The 17753-nt window shown below is 65.0% G+C and carries 14 protein-coding genes and 1 pseudogene; 12 read left to right on the top strand and 3 right to left on the bottom strand.

The window, feature by feature from the left end; translation table 11 throughout:
* On the bottom strand, positions 1-651 hold the full coding sequence (locus MWU77_RS13365) for a TetR/AcrR family transcriptional regulator (protein WP_247273922.1): 651 nt from the start codon (positions 649-651) through the stop codon (positions 1-3).
* Positions 652-804: 153 nt separating this feature from the next.
* Between MWU77_RS13365 and MWU77_RS13370 the strand changes: the two genes are divergently transcribed.
* The 3 genes from MWU77_RS13370 to MWU77_RS13380 are packed head-to-tail and all read left to right on the top strand — an operon-like array spanning position 805 to position 5037.
* Positions 805-1959, top strand: coding sequence for an acyl-CoA dehydrogenase family protein (locus tag MWU77_RS13370; protein ID WP_247273923.1), 1155 nt, complete (start codon positions 805-807; stop codon positions 1957-1959).
* Positions 1960-1993: 34 nt separating this feature from the next.
* Positions 1994-3547, top strand: coding sequence for a long-chain fatty acid--CoA ligase (locus MWU77_RS13375; protein ID WP_247273924.1), 1554 nt, complete (start codon positions 1994-1996; stop codon positions 3545-3547).
* Positions 3544-5037, top strand: coding sequence for an aldehyde dehydrogenase family protein (locus MWU77_RS13380; RefSeq protein WP_247273925.1), 1494 nt, complete (start codon positions 3544-3546; stop codon positions 5035-5037). Before MWU77_RS13375 ends, MWU77_RS13380 begins: the two co-directional genes overlap by 4 nt.
* Here the strand turns inward: MWU77_RS13380 and MWU77_RS13385 are convergent.
* Positions 5025-5657 (bottom strand): TetR/AcrR family transcriptional regulator, encoded by a 633-nt coding sequence (locus tag MWU77_RS13385; RefSeq protein WP_247273926.1) that lies wholly within the window; start codon positions 5655-5657, stop codon positions 5025-5027. The genes MWU77_RS13380 and MWU77_RS13385 overlap by 13 nt on opposite strands.
* Positions 5658-5763: 106 nt before the next feature.
* On the opposite strand from MWU77_RS13385, the gene MWU77_RS13390 reads away from it, so the two are divergent.
* The 9 genes and pseudogenes from MWU77_RS13390 (at position 5764) to MWU77_RS13430 (ending at position 15911) form a co-directional block, all read left to right on the top strand.
* Positions 5764-6654: a metal-dependent hydrolase gene (locus tag MWU77_RS13390; protein ID WP_169689528.1), complete on the top strand. Its 891-nt coding sequence runs from the start codon at positions 5764-5766 to the stop codon at positions 6652-6654.
* A complete protein-coding gene (locus MWU77_RS13395) occupies positions 6651-7709 on the top strand; it encodes a PDR/VanB family oxidoreductase (RefSeq protein WP_169689529.1) in 1059 nt (352 codons plus the stop codon). Before MWU77_RS13390 ends, MWU77_RS13395 begins: the two co-directional genes overlap by 4 nt.
* A 13-nt stretch (positions 7710-7722) precedes the next feature.
* On the top strand, positions 7723-9228 hold the full coding sequence (locus MWU77_RS13400) for an NAD(P)/FAD-dependent oxidoreductase (RefSeq protein ID WP_247273927.1): 1506 nt from the start codon (positions 7723-7725) through the stop codon (positions 9226-9228).
* Positions 9225-10079, top strand: a complete 855-nt coding sequence (locus MWU77_RS13405) for a short-chain dehydrogenase/reductase (protein WP_247273928.1) — start codon at positions 9225-9227, stop codon at positions 10077-10079. Before MWU77_RS13400 ends, MWU77_RS13405 begins: the two co-directional genes overlap by 4 nt.
* A gap of 40 nt (positions 10080-10119) precedes the next feature.
* Positions 10120-11574, top strand: coding sequence for an alpha/beta hydrolase fold domain-containing protein (locus tag MWU77_RS13410; protein ID WP_247273929.1), 1455 nt, complete (start codon positions 10120-10122; stop codon positions 11572-11574).
* A gap of 236 nt (positions 11575-11810) precedes the next feature.
* Positions 11811-13079: a cytochrome P450 gene (locus MWU77_RS13415; protein WP_247273930.1), complete on the top strand. Its 1269-nt coding sequence runs from the start codon at positions 11811-11813 to the stop codon at positions 13077-13079.
* Between the two features lie 67 nt (positions 13080-13146).
* Positions 13147-14331: pseudogene (locus MWU77_RS13420) on the top strand (thiolase family protein).
* An 11-nt stretch (positions 14332-14342) separates the two neighbouring features.
* Complete coding sequence (locus tag MWU77_RS13425) at positions 14343-15104, top strand: crotonase/enoyl-CoA hydratase family protein (protein WP_247273931.1); 762 nt, start codon at positions 14343-14345, stop codon at positions 15102-15104.
* Positions 15105-15140: 36 nt separating this feature from the next.
* Entirely contained in the window at positions 15141-15911 is a 771-nt protein-coding gene (locus MWU77_RS13430; RefSeq protein WP_169689535.1) for an SDR family NAD(P)-dependent oxidoreductase, read from the top strand.
* Between the two features lie 143 nt (positions 15912-16054).
* On the opposite strand, the gene MWU77_RS13435 is transcribed toward MWU77_RS13430, so the two are convergent.
* Positions 16055-17737 (bottom strand): acyl-CoA synthetase, encoded by a 1683-nt coding sequence (locus MWU77_RS13435; protein WP_247273932.1) that lies wholly within the window; start codon positions 17735-17737, stop codon positions 16055-16057.
* Positions 17738-17753: the final 16 nt, after the last annotated feature.

Here is a 17753-nt window from a genome sequence, read left to right on the forward strand (position 1 = left end):
TTAGTCCACCGTGTGTGTCCGACGATGCCCTCGCGGTGAGCGGGATGCCGAGGTGGTCGATTCGACGATGACGACGAGGGTATCGGTGAGCAAGGTGTGCACCTGTTCCCGGGTCAATGATCGGCGTTCGATCCATTCCCGGCCGGTGGACTTGATCAGGCCGCCGTAGGCACGGATCATCGGGTGAAGTGCGAGGGACTCTTCTTCGGTGATGGTGGGCCCCAGGGCCTCGAGCAGGCGATCTGCGGCAAGGTCGTCTGCGTCGCTGAGGATCTTGCCGACGTCCGGGTCGCTTGCCATCCCCCCGCCGGCGACCGCGACGAGCCAGGTCTTGCCGTGTCGCTCGAGGATGGTCAGGAACCAATCGATGAAGGCGTCCGCCCGCTCGGCGAGAGTGCCGTCGGGGACGGTGACTCGGTCCGGTGGTGGCACGGTCACCATCGCTTTGATGACCTCGAGGTAGAGGTCGCGCTTGCCTCCGAAGTAGTGGTTGATCAGGCCCCGCGCGACCCCGGCTTCTTTCGCCAGTTCAGTGGCGGACACCGACGCGTACGGGCGTTCGCCGAACAACCGGATCGCGCAATCGAGGATCTGGCGGCGACGCGCGTCGGGTTCTAGACGCTGTCGCCGAGGTTCGGCATCCAAGCTCATGAAAATACCTTCTCACTTCTGCTCGTAACCGTTCGGAGCGGCCGAGAATCTGCCCGAAATCTATTATTGACAGTGTGCCAACAAGGACATTACCTTAGGTGCATTCACGGGGACGGAATGCGAACCCGATCATCGCGCGACACCGGAGGCAGCGTGTCCACAGCAGTCGTCACCACACCCGATGCGAGCGAACTTGCAGCTGTTCGGGAACTCGCGCGCGATTTCTTCGCCAAGGAAGTCGCGCCGCTCGAATCGAAGTTCGTCGAGCAGGGTTATCCCGACCGATCTGTGTACCGCAAGGCCGGTGAACTCGGACTTCTGTGCATGTCCGTTCCCGAGGAGTACGGCGGTGGCGGCGGCAGTTTCGCTTACGAAGCAGTCCTGTTCGAAGAGCAGATCCGCTCCGGCGACAGTGCGATGCAACTCGGTGTGCACACCGGGATCGTTCCGCACTACATTCTCGCGTACGGCACCGAAGAGCAGAAGCAGCGTTGGCTGCCGAAGCTGGCGTCGGGGGAGTGGATCGGCGCAATCGCGATGACCGAGCCCGGAACCGGATCCGACCTGCAGGCCATCAGCACCCGTGCTGTCGCGACCGGGGGCGATTACCTCGTCTCCGGCGCCAAGACTTTCATCTCCAACGGCCGGAACTGCGATCTGTTGATCATCGCTGCGAAGACCGACCCCGAGGCGCGCGCGTCGGGCATGTCGCTGCTCGTGGCCGAAGTCTCCGATTACACACCGGGTTTCGAACGTGGGCGTGTGCTGGACAAGATCGGGCAGAAAGGGCAGGACACCGCCGAACTGTTCTTCGACAACCTTCGGATCCCCGCGGAGAACCTCCTCGGCCCGGCGGAGGGTAGGGGCTTCGTCCAGCTCATGGAGCAGCTCCCCAACGAACGCCTGATCTGCGCGGTGGCAAGCGTCGCGATGATGGAGCACGCTGTCGAGCTGACCACTGCATACACCAAGGAACGCAACATCTTCGGCAAGCCGCTGATGGCGATGCAGAATACCCGCTTCGAGCTCGCCGAGTGCGCAACGGTCACCTGCATCGCACGGACCTTTGTCGACGACTGTATCGCCAAGTTCCTACGCGGTGAACTCGATGTCCCCACTGCCGCGATGGCGAAGTACTGGACCAGCGACCAGCAGTGCGCGATCGTCGACCGATGCCTGCAACTGTTCGGGGGTTACGGGTACACCACCGAGTTCCCGATCGCGCGCATGTTCACCGACAGCCGCGTACAGAAAATCTATGCCGGCGCCAACGAGGTCATGAAAGACATCATCGCCCGTTCCCTCTGAGACCCTCACCGTTTCCCGAACACCTGGAGCTTCGATGTACCTGACCCAAGGCTTGCACCGTGCCCTGCAGTGCACCCCCGAGGCGCCCGCCACGATCTACGGCGATCGCACGTACACGTTCCGCGAACACATCGGCCGGATCGCTCGTTTCGCCGCCGGTCTGCACAGTCTCGGTGTGACCTCCGGCGATCGCGTCGCGATGCTGTCACTCAACAGCGACCGTTACGCCGAATACCTCCTTGCGGTCCCGTGGGCCGACGCGGTCCTCAACCCGGTCAACATCCGGTGGAGCCCCGCCGAGATCGCCTACTCGCTCAATGATTCGGGCACGAAGGTGCTCCTCGTCGACGACGCATTCGCCGCAGCAGTACCGGCTCTGCGTGCCGCATGCCCCGACCTGACCACCGTCGTGTACGCGGGGGAGAACGACGCTCCCGAAGGCACCGTGTCATACGAAGAGCTGATCGCCACCCACGAACCGGTCGAGGACGCACGACGTTCCGGCGACGAACTGGCAGGCATCTTCTACACCGGTGGAACCACAGGCTTCCCCAAAGGCGTGATGCTCAGCCACACCAACATGGTGACCTCGGCAGCCGGAACGGTTGCCACCGGTGAACTGCTGTCCGGTGACGCGCGTTTCCTGCATGCGGCGCCGATGTTCCACCTCGCGGACCTGGCCGCGTGGGCGGGTCAGGTCATGCTCGGGGGACCGCACATCATCGTGCCGTTCTTCGAACCGGTTGCGGTGCTGAAGGCAATCGAGCAGCATCGCCCCACCGACGTCCTGCTCGTCCCGACCATGCTGCAGCTTCTCGTCGACCATCCGGCTGTCGGCGAGCACGACCTGTCGGCGATGCAGCGGATCCTCTACGGCGGTTCGCCTATCGGTGAGGGATTGGCCAATCGGATCCTGACGATGTTCCCGGGCGTGCGAATGACCCAGGCGTACGGCATGACCGAGGTTGCGCCCGTCGCCTCGCTCCTGCTGCCGGACGACCACAAGGGTGCCACATTGCGCTCGGGTGGGCAGGCCGCACCGCACTCGGAACTGCGCATCGTCGACACCGACGGCAATCCGGTTCCCACCGGCACGGTCGGTGAGATCTGTGTGCGCGGTGGCCATGTCATGCAGGGCTACTGGAACAAGCCTGCCGAGACCGCCGCCGTCCTGCGCGACGGCTGGTACCACACCGGCGACGGTGGCTACCTCGACGAGAACGGATTCGTCTTCGTCGTCGACCGCCTCAAGGACATGATCGTCACCGGCGGTGAGAACGTCTACTCCGCCGAGGTCGAGAGCGCACTGAGCAAGCACCCCGCAGTTGCGCAGTCCGCGGTGATCGGATTGCCGTCCGAGACCTGGGGCGAAACTGTGCACGCCGTGGTGATCCTGGCAGCAGGTGCCGAGGTCACGGCCGAGGAACTACAGGCGTTCTGCAAGGAGCACATCGCCGGTTACAAGACCCCGCGAAGCTTCGACTTCGTCGATGCCATCCCGATGTCGGGTGCGGGCAAGATCCTCAAGCGTGAGCTCCGGGAAACGCTCGCGGGGAGGCCCGCCGCAGTGCCGGAGAGCATCGGATGACCGCAGACATCCGACTGTCGCAGGAAGAATTCCGCTCCCTCGACCCGGCGACGGACGAGGAGGTCGAGCGTTTCCGGGTCCACGACGAGCACGCGGTACGGCTGCGGGTCGATCGCGCGAGATCGGCGCTTCCGTGGTGGCAGCACCAGGGGATCAGAGGTCGGGCTGCCCACCTGCGACGGTGGCGCAGGTGGATCTGGCGCAACGCAGACGAGATCATCGACCTGATCCACCGGGAGAACGGCAAGCCGCGCGACGACGCCTTCATCGAAGTCGTTCTGGCCGTGGAGCATATGCGCTGGGCCGAGGACAATGCCGCCGCCGCGTTGCGTCCGCCGAAGTCCGGCCCGGGGCTGCTGTTCGCCAATTACGCGACAGACGTGGAGTACAGGCCGCTCGGGGTCGTCGGCATCATCTCGCCATGGAACTATCCGCTCTACGCACCGAACAGTTCGGTGTCGTTCGCGCTCGCCGCGGGAAACACCGTCGTACTGAAACCGAGTGAGTACACACCTGCCGTCGCAGCGTGGTACGTCGAAGCATTCTATCGAGCGAATCCTGCTGCGCCGACCGGTGTTCTGGAGTTGACCACGGGGTTCGGGGAGACCGGTGCCCTGCTCTGCAACGCCGGGGTGGACAAGGTCGGATTCACCGGGTCGACGCGCACCGGCAAGAAGATCATGGCGCAATGCGCGCAGACCCTCACGCCGGTGCTGCTCGAATGCGGCGGTAAGGACCCGGCTGTGGTGGCGGAGGACGCCGATGTGAAGGCGGCTGCGCGTGCCATCGCGTGGGGAGCATTCTCCAATGCCGGGCAGACCTGTGTGGGTGTCGAACGTGTCTACGTCGTTCGTGAGGTCCGAGACAGGTTTCTAGCGGAATTGCGTGGTCAGCTCGACCAGGTGCGCCCGGGCGATGGTGATGACGCCACGTACGGGCCGATGACGATGCCCGCCCAGATCGACGTGGTACGTCGTCACATCGCAGCTGCCGTGAAGGACGGTGGACATCTGCTGCTCGGCGGGTCCGAGTCGGTGGGTCAGCGGTACATCGAACCGGTCGTGATTCTCGATGCGAACGAGGACTCGGTCGCGGTCCGGGAGGAGACGTTCGGTCCGGTGGTGATCGTGCGGACGGTCACGGACGTCGACGAGGCCGTGCAGGCAGCCAATGCGAGCGACTTCGCGCTCGGTGCATCGGTGTTCTCGCGTCGGCGCGGTGTCGAGATCGCCGAGCGGTTGCGTGCCGGCCAGGTCACGATCAACTCTGTCGTCGCGTTCGCGGGTATGGGTGCAGTCCCGATGGGTGGGGTCGGAGACAGTGGGTTCGGGCGTGTCCACGGGATCGACGGGATGCGTGAGTTCGTTCGTACGCGCAGTGTGGTGCGTCAGCGCTTCCCGTTGCCCGGATTCGAGTTGATCGCGCTTCGCCGCAAGGCGTATGTGCTGCCGGTGCTGCGGCGGGTGCTGGGGCTGCGTCACGGCCGGTGAGGAAACACGATCGGCAGTAGGTGGGATCTTGCGAAGGACGACAGTTCGTCGCGCGATCCGAGGGGGACCACCGCCTGCGGCGTGAGCACTACGGAATGGGCGACCCGGACGACGACCTCGGCGCGTGCGCTGAGGTCGTCGACGGCGGGCATCAGCCCTGATTCCACCGCTTCCTGCAGGATGGCGACGGCAGCGTGGGTCGCGGTGGTCAGGAGCGAGCCCCCGTCGGTCGTCAGTCGAGGTAGGGAACTCGCGGCCTCGAGGGTGAGCATCCGGTTCCAGACCGGATGCTCACGCATGCGCAGGACGGTGGCGGCGAATACATTGCCGATCATGTCGTCGATGGTCTCGGCCGCCCGGGCTGTGGCGACAACCTCCTCGATCAGGCGTGCTGCGCTGCGTGCCGTCACGGCCTGCGCGATCTCGTCGCGACCTCCGATTCGGCGATATACGGTCACCCGCCCGACTCCCGCGCGTTGCGCGATGTCATTGACCGTCGTGAGCCGTACACCGACCTCGCTGAACTGGACCTCTGCCGCGTCGAGAATCGATTCGATCTCGGGAGGGTTCGTCGCGCCGATCGCGGGTGGCGCGGGTGTGACGGGTTGTTCGGCAGGCATCGATACAGATTATCCTCCGGTCGCGCTGGAACATTGAAACATCTCATGTACATATGTATCTTCTGTGTATCGAGTGGTTACACGTATCCGACCGAGGAGACATGTCATGCCGTCACATCACGGCGCTCCGACGCCCTACACCGAGGAAGCGCTGGCGATCACCGCCCGCAACGTGCGCTTCGACTGGTCGGGGGTGCCCCTGCAGTACGTTCCCGGCGACTCGTACGCCACGCAGTTCTGGAACGTCATGCACCTCGTCCTACCCGAAGGCGAACGCGCCATGGCTGATGTCTTCGGTCGATCCCTGGACTACATCGACGACCCGCGTCTGCACGAAGAGGTCGTCGGATTCGTCGGCCAGGAAGCAACGCACGCGAGCTCCCACGAGAGCTTCCGCAGGTACCTCGCCGAGCACGACGTCGACATCGCGCCCGTCCTCGACCGAATCGGATACATCGTCGACCAGATCTTCGGCGACCACGGCCTCACAGGGCGCGCGGGACGGTTCTGGCTGCGCGAACGCCTCGGCATCTACGCCGCCGCCGAACATTTCACCGCCGTCGTCGGCGAGTGGCTGATCGACAACACACCGTTCGACCGCCGCGGTGTCGATCCGACGATGCTCGACCTGCTGCGCTGGCACGGCGCCGAGGAGATGGAGCACCGCAACGTCGCGTACGACGCCTTCCAGTACGTCGACGGCAGCTACGCCCGCCGCGTGCGCACCGCATTCATCGCGTTCGCGGGCCTGGCGCTCCTGTGGTTCAGCACCACCGCCTACATGTACCGCATCGACACCACCGAAACGCGTCGTGTGTCCTGGCCCCGCGCCTATCGACGTTCGGCGAAGGCATCGATGATCCCGACCCTGACCTTCCTCGCGAAGCAGATCCCGCCCTATCTCAAGCGCGACTTCCATCCGTCGCGGATGGGCGACATCGACAAGGCTGTTCGCTACCTCGCGCAGTCCCCTGCCGCCAGGGAGGCCGCAGCATGAGCACCGCAACCACCCCGTCGCCGTTCCTCGGCGCGGTGATGCACGCAACCAGAGCTTACTCGAAGCTGTTCAGCGAGAGCAGGTTCGCGCCCATCCTGTCTCGACCCGCTCCCGTGCGGCACAGCGACTACGATCGAGTGCTTCGCGTCGAGACGCGCACCGTGGAGGCCGACGGAGTCGTCTCTCTGACGCTGGTCTCCCCGGACGGCGGGGTTCTGCCCAGCTGGGTTCCCGGTGCGCACGTCGATGTCTTCCTGGCGTCGGGTCTACAGCGTCAATATTCCCTGTGCGGCGACCCCGCGGATCGCACCCGCTACCGAATCGCCGTCCGCCGCGTCGACGACGGCGTGGGCTCCGCAGAGATCCACGAGACGATCGCCGAACACAGCACGATCCGAGTCCGCGGACCCCGCAACGCTTTTCCTCTCGCTGAGGCACCGTCGTATCTCTTCGTCGCCGCCGGGATCGGAATCACCCCGATCCTCCCGATGATCCGCAGTGTCGCAGGTGCCGGCAGGCCGTGGAAGTTGTACTACCTCGGCCGCTCCCTCGACACGATGCCGTTCCGGAACGAACTGTCGGCACTCCCCGGTGGCGACGTCATGATCCGGCCCGACGACGAATTCGGCATCACCCCGATCGCCGAAATACTCGATCACGCGCAACCTCACGGTGCCATCTACCTGTGCGGTCCGGCGCCCCTGGCCAAGGACGCACACCAGCAGGCCCCGCTCGTGGCGCCCACCTGCTCGCTGCACACCGAACGATTCAGCCCGCCTCCCGTCGTCGGAGGAGAACCCTTCGAAATGCGTCTCGCCCGGACCGGCAGCACCGTCCAGGTCGCTGCCGACGAGACCACCCTCTCCGCCATCCGGCGTGCCGTCCCCGGTGCGACCTACTCGTGCAGGCAAGGGTTCTGCGGAACCTGCAAGGTGCGTGTGCTGTCCGGCGACGTCGATCACCGCGACACGCGCCTCTTGGGCGAACAACGGGCGGAATCCATGCTCCCGTGCGTGTCGCGCGCGGCGGGGTCCGCACTCGAAATCGATCTGTGAAACGAGCCGAATCATGACTGATACACACCTGCGTGTTGCCATCGTCGGTGCCGGATTCGGTGGCCTGGGAGCGGGAATCAGGCTCCTGCAGGACGGAATCGACGACTTTGCGATCTTCGAACGCGCCGAGACACTCGGCGGGACCTGGCAGGCCAACACCTACCCGGGCGCTCAGTGCGACATACCGTCGATCCTCTACTCGTTCTCGTTTGCGCCCAAGCCCGACTGGAGCAGGCTCTACCCGCTGCAAGAGGAGATCCAGCAGTACCTCGAGGACTGCGCCGACAAGCACGGACTTCGCCCCCACCTGCATCTGGGGACCGAGGTGATCGAGGCAGCCTGGGACGACACAGCGAAACATTGGCGTGTGAAAACCGGTCGAGGGAACTACACCGCTGACATCCTCGTGGCTGCGATGGGCCCTTTCAGTGAACCTTCCGTGCCGGACCTGCCCGGCCTCGACTCGTTCGACGGTTCCACCTACCACTCGGCCGACTGGAACCACGAGCACGACATCACGGGACGCCGTGTCGCGGTGATCGGCACCGGGGCGTCTGCCGTGCAGTTCATCCCGCGCCTGCAACCACAGGTCGAGCACATGACGGTGTTCCAGCGGACACCCACCTGGATCCTCCCGCACCCCGACCGGCCGGTGGCCCCGCGTGTACAGCGACTCTTCGCGAAGGTGCCCGCCACTCAGCGGGCGGCGCGCAAGGCCCTGGATCTCGTCCAGGAAGCCCTCGTGCCCGGGCTCGTCTACCGACCCGGATTGCTCAGTGGCGCTGCGGCACTCGGACGTTGGCACCTGCGTCGTCAGGTCGAAGACCGGGCGCTGGTCGAGAAGCTCACCCCCACGTACGCATTCGGATGTAAGCGGCCCACCTTCTCCAACAAGTACTACCCGGCTCTCGCGTCCGACAACGTCGACGTCGTCACCGCCGGGATCGATCACGTCGAACGCGACGCGGTCGTGACCGTCGACGGCGCCAGGCACGAGGTCGACACCATCGTGTTCGGCACCGGATTCAAGCTCACGAACAACAGTGGCTTCTCCCGACTGCGCGGCCGTGACGGCCGCCTGCTGTCGGAGCAGTGGGCGGGCGGTGAGATGAGCGCCTACCTGGGGACGACGATCGAGAATTTCCCCAACATGTTCATGCTGCTGGGCCCGAACTCCGTGGTCTACACCTCCCAGGTGGTCACCATCGAGACGCAGATCGACTACCTACTCGCGGGCCTACATGCCATGGATGCCGCCGAAATCGACAGTGTCGAGGTACGCGCCGATGTCCAGCACGATTTCGTCGAGGATACCGACCGTCGTCTCACCGGGTCGGTGTGGAACTCCGGCGGATGCAGCAGCTACTACCTGAGTCCGTCGGGCCGAAACTTCACGTTCTGGCCCGGCTTCAACGCGTCGTTCCGGCGACGGATGTCGACATTCGACCTCGCCGACTACCGGCTCGGCAAGGTCCTCGGCTCCACCGCGCGGCGCGCTTCGAAGGAGATGACGGTATGACGCGCTCACTTGACCTGGCAGGCAAAGTCGCCCTCATCACCGGGGCTGCGCAGGGCATCGGATTGTCCATGGCCCGAGAGCTTCTCGGACGGGGTGCCCGAGTGGTGCTCGTCGACCGCGACGAGACCACGCTGAAGAAGGCCGCCGACACGCTCGACGTGAACTCGACCTTCGTCGCAGTCGCCGACGTCACAGACCGTGACGCGATGGCCGACGTCGTCACCCGAGCCGCGGCGGACTTCGGGCCGATCGACGTGGTCGTCGCGAACGCAGGTATCACCCCGCCGCCCGCGACCATCCGCTCCTCCGATCTCGCCGAGTTCGACCGCGTGATGGCGGTCAACCTCACCGGCGCACTAAATACGATTCACCCCGCTCTCGACGGGATCGTCGCGCGCAGAGGGCACGTCGTCGTCGTGTCCTCGGCTGCGGCCTTCAGTCCGGGTCTCGGCGGCTCCGCGTACATGGCGAGCAAGGCCGCCGTCGAACAGGTCGGACGCGCTCTGCGACTCGAACTGGCCCACGCCGGTGCGACCGTCACGGTGGCCTACTACGGATTCGTCGACACGGAACTGGCACGCAACACGCTCGACCGCGATCCCTTGGGAGTGCGTGTCGGCCAGCTGTTGCCGTGGCCGATGAACAGGCGGGTGGGCCCCGACCACGCTGCTGCCGTCACTGTGCGCGCGATCGAACGGCGGGCGCCACGGGTCGTCACGCCGAGACTGTGGTCTGCGTATTCAGCGTTGCGTGGGATCGTCAACCCTCTGATCGACGAGTGGGTCGTGCGGAACCGCACGGTGCACACACTCATCGAGGACCTCGAACGACGTGAGTCGGCCGGACGATGACCGGAGCCGATCGGCGATGACCGTGAGTCGCCGTAGTACCGTGAGTCGCCGTAGCACAGCGCTCGCGGCAACCACCCGCATGCTGCTGCGCCCGATCTTCGAGCACGCCGACCCGTCCGGGCCCGGGCGCGCGATCCTGCGGTGCGCGATCGCTGCCGGTTCTGTACTCGGTGGGTTGAGCGCGGCCGCGGGCACCGCGGTCGTCGACGATGTCGTGCCCGGCGAAATGATCGTGCCTGAGCATGCCCTCGACAACGAGATCATCCTGTACCTGCACGGCGGCGGTTACGTCGCAGGGTCGGCGCGACTCGAGCGGGCGGTCACCTCGGATCTCGCCATTGCGACCGGAATGCGGGTGCTCGCACTCGACTACCGACTCGCCCCCGCACACCGGTTCCCCGCCGCTCGCACGGATGCCCTCGCCGCATACCGGTCGCTGATCGCCCGCGGCCATTCACCGGACCGCATCGCGATCGTCGGAGTGTCGGCCGGAGCGCATCTCGCGATGAGCATGTTGACCACGTTGATCGAGAACGGCGAAGCCGGGCCCGGCGCGGTCGTGTTGTTCTCTCCGCTGCTCGACACATCCGGTGAGGAGGCTCTGCGCGCCGACAACCTGGCCCGGGACCCGTTCCTGCCGCCGGTCTTCGCGCAACGCTGCGCGGACGTCTATGTGGGCAACGAGGATCGGAGCTCGCCGCACATCGACGTGTTCTACGCCCCGCCGTCGATGCTTGCCGAAATGCCACCCATCGCCAGCTTCGTCGGCTCCACCGAATGCGTCGGATCCGACGCCGCGCGCCTGAATGCCGCGCTACTCGACGCGGGTGTTCCCAGCGCGACGTCCACCGTGCCCGGACAGGTGCACTCGTTCGTCTCCCTGTGCCGGCGGCTTCCCGAGGCGCACGCCGCTGTCGTCGACGCGGCCGCGTTCCTGCGTCGGCACCTGTGCTCCGAACCTCGAGAACTCGACGAATACACAGACCTCCCAGAAGTGGACAGCGCTATGACCGGTATGCATTCATTGACCGCCACCGACGACTCGTTCTTCGACACGGCTCCTGTGCGCGGTTCCCACACCACATTCGTGCCGGTCCCGCCTGAACGACTGTGGCGGGAACTGTCTGCGGACGACGCCGTGCAGTCGTGGAGCCCCGGAGTGACACAGGCGGAGTGGGACGGCTCGGTCACCCGCGGCGTCGGAGCCGTTCGCAACGTGACACTTCTCGGCGCGGCAACCGTCGAGGAACGTTTCTACCGCTGGGACGAGAACCGTCGCATGACGTTCACCGCCGACAGCATCAGCCGGCCGATCTGTCGTGCCTTCGCAGAGGACTACATTCTCGAGCCCGAGGGTGTGGGTACCCGCTTCACCTGGCGTGCGGCGATGGACCCGGTAGGGCCTGCCTTTGTGCACAAGGTTGCGGGTGCGGGCCTGAGCGCGGTGCTCGCGCATATGACGAAGGGGCTGGTGCGCCGCTGTCGAGAGGCATGACGTTCGGTATTGCCGATCGGCTTTCCCGCGCGCTTTCCAGTTTCCGCCACGTGTTGTAGCCGTTGTGGGAAGCAGGAAGGCGCGCGGGAGCAGGTCGGGAGAATGTGAGCCGTTGTTCTATCGACTTCCTTACGGAATGGTATACGGTATGGGTGTCCGGGCCCGCGCGGATGAGCGCGGGCCCGTTGCTTCACCCACAGCTTCGTCGCCATAACCAACCGGTATCCGGAGGTAGCATGAGCAACGTCTCCACTGCGTCGACTCGGCCGTACCACTCGCTGGACATCTCCGCGTCGTGGTTCTGGGACCAGGATTTCTTCGAGCGTGAGAAGACGTTCGCGCGGTTGCGTGCCGCCGAAGGGCTCACCTGGCATCGCCCCACCGAGTCGCTCTTCCCCCATGAGGAACAGGGCTACTGGGCCGTCACGCGACACGCCGATATTCGTTATGTGAGTGCCCATCCCGAGCTGTTCTGTTCGTCGGCGGGTATCAGTATGGATCCCATGCCTGCCGAGATCCAGAAGGGGATCAGCTTCTTCCTCACCATGGATCCGCCGGAGCACACGCGCTATCGACGCTTGATCAGCATGGCGTTCACGCCCAAACAGGTGCGCACGATCGAAGAGCAGATCATCGCGAACGCCGCGGCAATCGTCGACGAATTTCTCCGCGAACTCGACTCGGGTGACCCCGTCGACTTCGTCCGGTCGGTGTCCAAGAAACTGCCGATGAGGACGGTGTCGCAGATGATCGGTATCGATCCGGCGCACCACGAAGCCGTCGCCTACGCAGCGGAAGCGCTGTTCAGCACCAGCGACGACGAGTACGCGAGCATCGAAGAGCGTGCAACGCACATGATGACCCAACTCGGTGTGCTGACGCAGGCAGGCGTCGAACTCGCGCAGAAGCGCAGGGCCGATCCGCAGGACGATCTGATGACCAACATCGTGCAGGCCGAAGTCGACGGTCACCGACTCACCGACGACGAAGCCGGATCGTTCATGGTTCTGCTGGCATCCGCCGGCAACGACACCACCAAACAGGCCACCTCTCACGCCTTCAAGGCGCTGACCGACAATCCCGAGCAGATCTCGTGGCTGCTGGACGACTGGGACGAACGCGGCGCGGAGGCCGTCGACGAATTCGTCAGATGGTCGACGCCGGTGATCGAGTTCGCGCGCCACGCAGTGGTCGACACCGAGGTTGCGGGCACGCCGATCAAGGCAGGCGAGAAGCTCGTCATGTTCTACTGCTCCGGAAACTTCGACGACGAAGTCTTCGACCGGCCCCTCAAGTTCGATGTGGGTCGAACACCCAACCCGCACGTCGGTTTCGGGGGTGGCGGCCCGCACTTCTGTCTCGGTAAACAGTTGGCCGTCCTGGAACTGAAACACCTCTTCCGAGAGCTCCTGTCGAGGCTTCCGGAGATCGAGGTAGCCGAGCCCGAATACGTGCACAGCGACTTCGTTCACGGAATCAAGAGGATGTCGGTCAGAAAACTCTGACCTCTCACCGATCGACTTCGACAACCGAGGTGGGGCACACTCGCCCCCGACTACGTGAGGTTCACCCATGCCACAACCAGTCATCGTCGGTGCAGTCCGCACCCCGATCGCACGTTCCTTCAAAGGTTCTCTGGTCAACACATCAGCGGAGGAACTGGCCACCGCCGTCCTCCCGGAAGTGATTCGCCGGTCCGGCCTCGATGCCGCGGACATCGACGACATCATCCTGGCCGAAGCGAACTATGGCGGGGGCGACCTCGCCCGGTACGCCGCTGTTGCCGCGGGCCTGGAAGGTGTTCCGGGACAGGCCGTCAATCGGCACTGCGCGGGCAGCCTGACCGCGATCGGAAACGCCTCGGCACAGATCGGCTCCGGTATGGAATGAGCCCTCATCGCGGGCGGTGTCCAGTCACTGTCGACCGGCCCACTGATGAAATGGCGTGTTCCGACTCCCGGTGGTACGGAATACCGTGAGCCGTGGATTCCTCCGAGCCACCCGGAGACGCCCGACGCGCCGACTCTCGATATGGCGGTGACGGTGGGCTGGAACACCGCGAAAGCCGTCGGGATCTCCCGTGAGGACATGGACGCGTGGGCGGCACGATCGCATCAGCGTGCTGTTGCTGCAATCGATGCAGGGAAGTTCGTCGACGAGATCATGCCGCTCAAGGTTGCCGGCGCAGACGGCTCTCTCGTCGATTTCAGTGTGGACGAGCACCCGCGCCGCGATACCACGGTCGAACGGCTCGCTGCTCTACCCGTCCTGCACCCCGAGATCGAGGGGTTCTCGGTGACTGCAGGCAACAGCAGTGGTATCAACGACGCCGCGGCTGTCATCGCTCTTGCGAGCCGCGAACTCGCGCGCGACAAGGGGCTGAAGGCGCTCGGGACCGTGAAGGCGTGGGCGGCATCCGCAGTGCCGCCGCGCGACTGCGGACTCGGCGCGGTGGCGGTGATCGGCAAGGTCCTCGACCGCGCCGGGCTCGCCGTATCCGACGTCGACCTGTGGGAGATCAACGAGGCGTTCGCATCCGTCCCGATTGCTGCTTGCCGAGAATTCGGCATCGACGAAGACATCGTGAATGTGTCGGGAAGTGGTTGCAGCCTAGGGCATCCGATTTCGGCGTCGGGTGCACGCATGGTGACGACGATGGTCTACGAACTGGCACGCCGTGGTGGCGGGATCGGCGTCGCAGCGATGTGCGCGGGTGGCGGCCAGGGCGGTGCCGTGGTGTTCGAAGTCGAAGGTTGAGAGGAAACCGTATGTCGGACGAAGTACTGGTCGAGCGCCGCGGGCGCATACTGATCGCCACGATCAATCGGCCGGATGCACGAAACGCCGTGAATCGCGCGGTCAGTCAGCGGCTCGCCGATGCGATGGACGAGTTGGACGAGAGTCCCGAACTGTCCGTCGGTATCGTCACCGGTGCTGGTGGAAACTTCAGCGCGGGAATGGATCTGAAAGCATACGCGGCCGGTGAGATTGCCGCTGTCGAAGGTCGTGGTCTCGGGTTCACCGAGAAGCCACCCCGGAAGCCGCTGATCGCGGCTGTCGAAGGCAACGCCCTGGCCGGAGGAACCGAGATCGTCCTCGCCACCGACCTCGTTGTCGCGGCGAAGAGCGCGAAGTTCGGTCTGCCGGAGGTCAAGCGCGGTCTCGTGGCCGGCGGTGGCGGTCTCCTGCGGCTGCCCGACCGGATTCCGTATCAGAAGGCCGTCGAGCTTGCGTTGACCGGCGACACATTCAGTGCGGAGGAAGGCGCCGGCTACGGTTTCGTCAACGTGGTATCGGAGCCGGGTCAGGCTCTGGCCGAAGCGATCCGGTTGGCGGAACGCATCACCGAGAACGGGCCCTTGGCAGTGGCCGCAACCAAACAGATACTCGCCGAGTCGCGGAGCTGGTCGGACGACGAGAAGTGGAAGAAACAGATGGACCTCCTCATCCCGGTGTTCATGTCCAAAGATGCCGCCGAGGGGGCGAAAGCGTTCGCGGAGAAGCGGAAACCGAACTGGACCGGTAGCTGACCGACGCAAGAAGTCGATTTCATAGGAGGGGAACATATGTCGTTCGAAGGTGAAGTTGTACTGGTCACGGGCGGCGCCGGTGGTCTGGGGGCAGCGACGGTACGGAAGCTGCACGCCGAGGGGGCGTCTGTGGTGATCGCCGACATTGCCGACGAGCAGGCGCAGAAGCTGGCCGACGAACTCGGCAACAAGGCCGTATACATGCGGACCGACGTGCTCGACGACGACTCCGTGGAGGCGACACTCGCGAAAGCCGATGAACTGGGCACCCTCAGGTACGCGGTCATCGCGCACGGCGGAATCGGGGTGTTGGAGAAAGTCGTCAACCGCGACGGCACTCCGCATACGCGCAAGGGATTCACCGACACGATCTCGCTCTACCTCACAGGCACATACAACGTGCTCCGACTGGCCGCGGCGAAGATCGCGAAGCTGGAGCCCAAGCCGAACGGTGAGCGGGGCGCCATCGTCATGACCAGCTCCATCGCCGGTTTCGAAGGGCAGATGGGGCAGTCGGCCTACTCGGCGGCGAAGGCAGGTGTCATCGGCCTGACGCTGACGGGCGCCCGTGATCTGAGCTCGGTCGGGATCCGGCTCAACTCCATCGCGCCGGGCACCATGCGTACCCCGCTGCTCGAGCTGATCGGAGAGGAAGGGCTCGAGAAGTTCGCCAAGAACATCCCGTTCCCGAAGCGCCTCGGCACGCCCGACGAGTACGCATTCCTTGCCCAGCATCTGCTGGAGAACTCGTACATCAACGGCGAGGTCGTGCGTCTCGACGGGGCGCAGCGGTTCCAGACTCGCTGAGACGAGGCGCCTACGAAACGCAGTTTCCCCCTCTCCTCCGGGTTTCCGTTGGTTCTGAACCGGCGGAAACCCGGAGGAGAGGGGGAAAGTCCGACTCTGGGGTCATGCTCTGGTGGCATACTCCGAGGGTCATGAATCCGAGGTCATTCGGTACCGAGCGATGCAGCTTGCTGCCGTGCCCATCGGTAGTCGGCCTTGCCGACGGGACTCCGCTGGATCGCCTCAGTGAAGATCACCGACTTCGGAAGCTTGTATCGTGCAACTGACTTCGCGGCGTGCTCGATCAGTTCGCCGGCCGTTGCTGCGTGGTCGGGGAGAAGCTGGACGATCGCGACGACCGCCTCGCCCCACGTGTCGCTCGGACGCCCGGCGACGAGAACATCGGCGACGGCCGGGTGCGAACTGATCGCCATTTCCACTTCCTCGACGAAGATCTTCTCGCCACCGGAGTTGATGGTCACCGAGTCGCGGCCGAGCAAGTGGATCGATCCGTCGTCGAGTCGTTGCGCTCGATCTCCGGGCAGTACGAATCGCTCGCCCCCGACAACCGGGAAGGTTGCCGCGGTCTTCTTCGCATCGCCCTTGTAGCCGAGCGGAACATGCCCGCGTTGGGCGAGCCAGCCCAGGTCGTCGTGCCCGGGTTCGGCGAGTCCGTCGAGATCCTCTGTGAGGACGCAGGTGTTCGACCCGGGAGTGAAAAGGCCGGTCGACACAGAACCTGCGCTCGAGACGTGCGTCATCTGCGTTCCGGCCTCCGAGGAACCGACACCGTCGATCACCACGGCGCCCGGTACGACGTCGAGGAGGCGCTGCTTGACCGGGGGCGACAGGACCGCTCCGCCGTTCGCCAGGATCGACAGCGACGACAGGTCGGCATCGGTCTGCTCGAACTCGGTGGCGAGTGGTCGTGCGATGGCGTCGCCCACCATCATCACCGCGGTGGGACGCTCCGCTTCGATCGTCTGCGCCACTGCCGCCGGATCCAATCGGTCGACCACCGGTGAGAACACCAGGGTCTGTCCGGTGAGGATGCCTGTCAGTGACGCCCACTGAGCAGCGCCGTGGATCAAGGGGGGCAGCACGAGCATCGTGAATCCGGCATTCTCGGCCGCGGCCTGCGCCACCTGACCGGGTGAGGTGATGCACTCGCCGGTGTACACGTTCCGGCCACCGCACGAAGCCATGTAGATGTCGTGCTGGCGCCAGAGCACACCCTTGGGCATGCCGGTGGTACCGCCGGTGTAGAGGATGTAGAGATCGTCCGGTGATTGCGCGGTCGGCGCTGCGTCGGGCGAGGTTTCGGCGAGTACCGTCTCGTAGTCGACGGCGCCGGGAAGTAGCGGGTTGCCCGAGTCGTCGGCGATCTGGATGAGGACTTCGATGTGGGGAAGCGCCGGCAGGACCCGCGCCAGCTGAGGTGCGAACGCCGCGTTGTAGACGATTGCGCTCGCTTCGGCGTCGGCAAGCAGATACTCGAGTTCCTTCTCCACATAGCGGTAGTTGACGTTGAACGGTGCAACACGTGAGCGGAATGCACCCAGCATCGACTCGAGGTACTCGTTGCCGTTGTAGGCGTAGATACCGAGAGTGTCCTGGCCGATCTCGTGTCCGCCGAGTCGGTCGCGCTCGGTGTGGGCGCCGAGCCCACGCGAAGCCAGGTAGGCGGCGAGTCGTCGAGATCGATCGGCCAGCATGGCCTGTGTGATCCGCCGGTCGCGGAAGGCGACGACGTCTCTGTCCGGGATGGACGACGCGACAGCATCCACGAGCTCCGGGATGGTGAATTCTCTGGTGACTGTCGCGGACTGGGCGGTGAGGTCGGTCAAGGTGACTCCTGTGATA

It is taken from the genome of Rhodococcus sp. F64268 (genome assembly GCF_023015605.1).
Lineage (GTDB): Bacteria > Actinomycetota > Actinomycetes > Mycobacteriales > Mycobacteriaceae > Rhodococcus.

Bases quoted from the DNA above. Each gene is read 5' to 3' on its own strand.
- MWU77_RS13390 (WP_169689528.1), top strand. From the start codon at position 5,764: ATGCCGTCACATCACGGCGCTCCGACGCCCTACACCGAGGAAGCGCTG.
- MWU77_RS13380 (WP_247273925.1), top strand. From the start codon at position 3,544: ATGACCGCAGACATCCGACTGTCGCAGGAAGAATTCCGCTCCCTCGAC.
- MWU77_RS13405 (WP_247273928.1), top strand. From the start codon at position 9,225: ATGACGCGCTCACTTGACCTGGCAGGCAAAGTCGCCCTCATCACCGGG.
- MWU77_RS13385 (WP_247273926.1), bottom strand. From the start codon at position 5,657: ATGCCTGCCGAACAACCCGTCACACCCGCGCCACCCGCGATCGGCGCG.
- MWU77_RS13365 (WP_247273922.1), bottom strand. From the start codon at position 651: ATGAGCTTGGATGCCGAACCTCGGCGACAGCGTCTAGAACCCGACGCG.
- MWU77_RS13400 (WP_247273927.1), top strand. From the start codon at position 7,723: ATGACTGATACACACCTGCGTGTTGCCATCGTCGGTGCCGGATTCGGT.
- MWU77_RS13395 (WP_169689529.1), top strand. From the start codon at position 6,651: ATGAGCACCGCAACCACCCCGTCGCCGTTCCTCGGCGCGGTGATGCAC.
- MWU77_RS13425 (WP_247273931.1), top strand. From the start codon at position 14,343: ATGTCGGACGAAGTACTGGTCGAGCGCCGCGGGCGCATACTGATCGCC.
- MWU77_RS13375 (WP_247273924.1), top strand. From the start codon at position 1,994: ATGTACCTGACCCAAGGCTTGCACCGTGCCCTGCAGTGCACCCCCGAG.
- MWU77_RS13430 (WP_169689535.1), top strand. From the start codon at position 15,141: ATGTCGTTCGAAGGTGAAGTTGTACTGGTCACGGGCGGCGCCGGTGGT.
- MWU77_RS13415 (WP_247273930.1), top strand. From the start codon at position 11,811: ATGAGCAACGTCTCCACTGCGTCGACTCGGCCGTACCACTCGCTGGAC.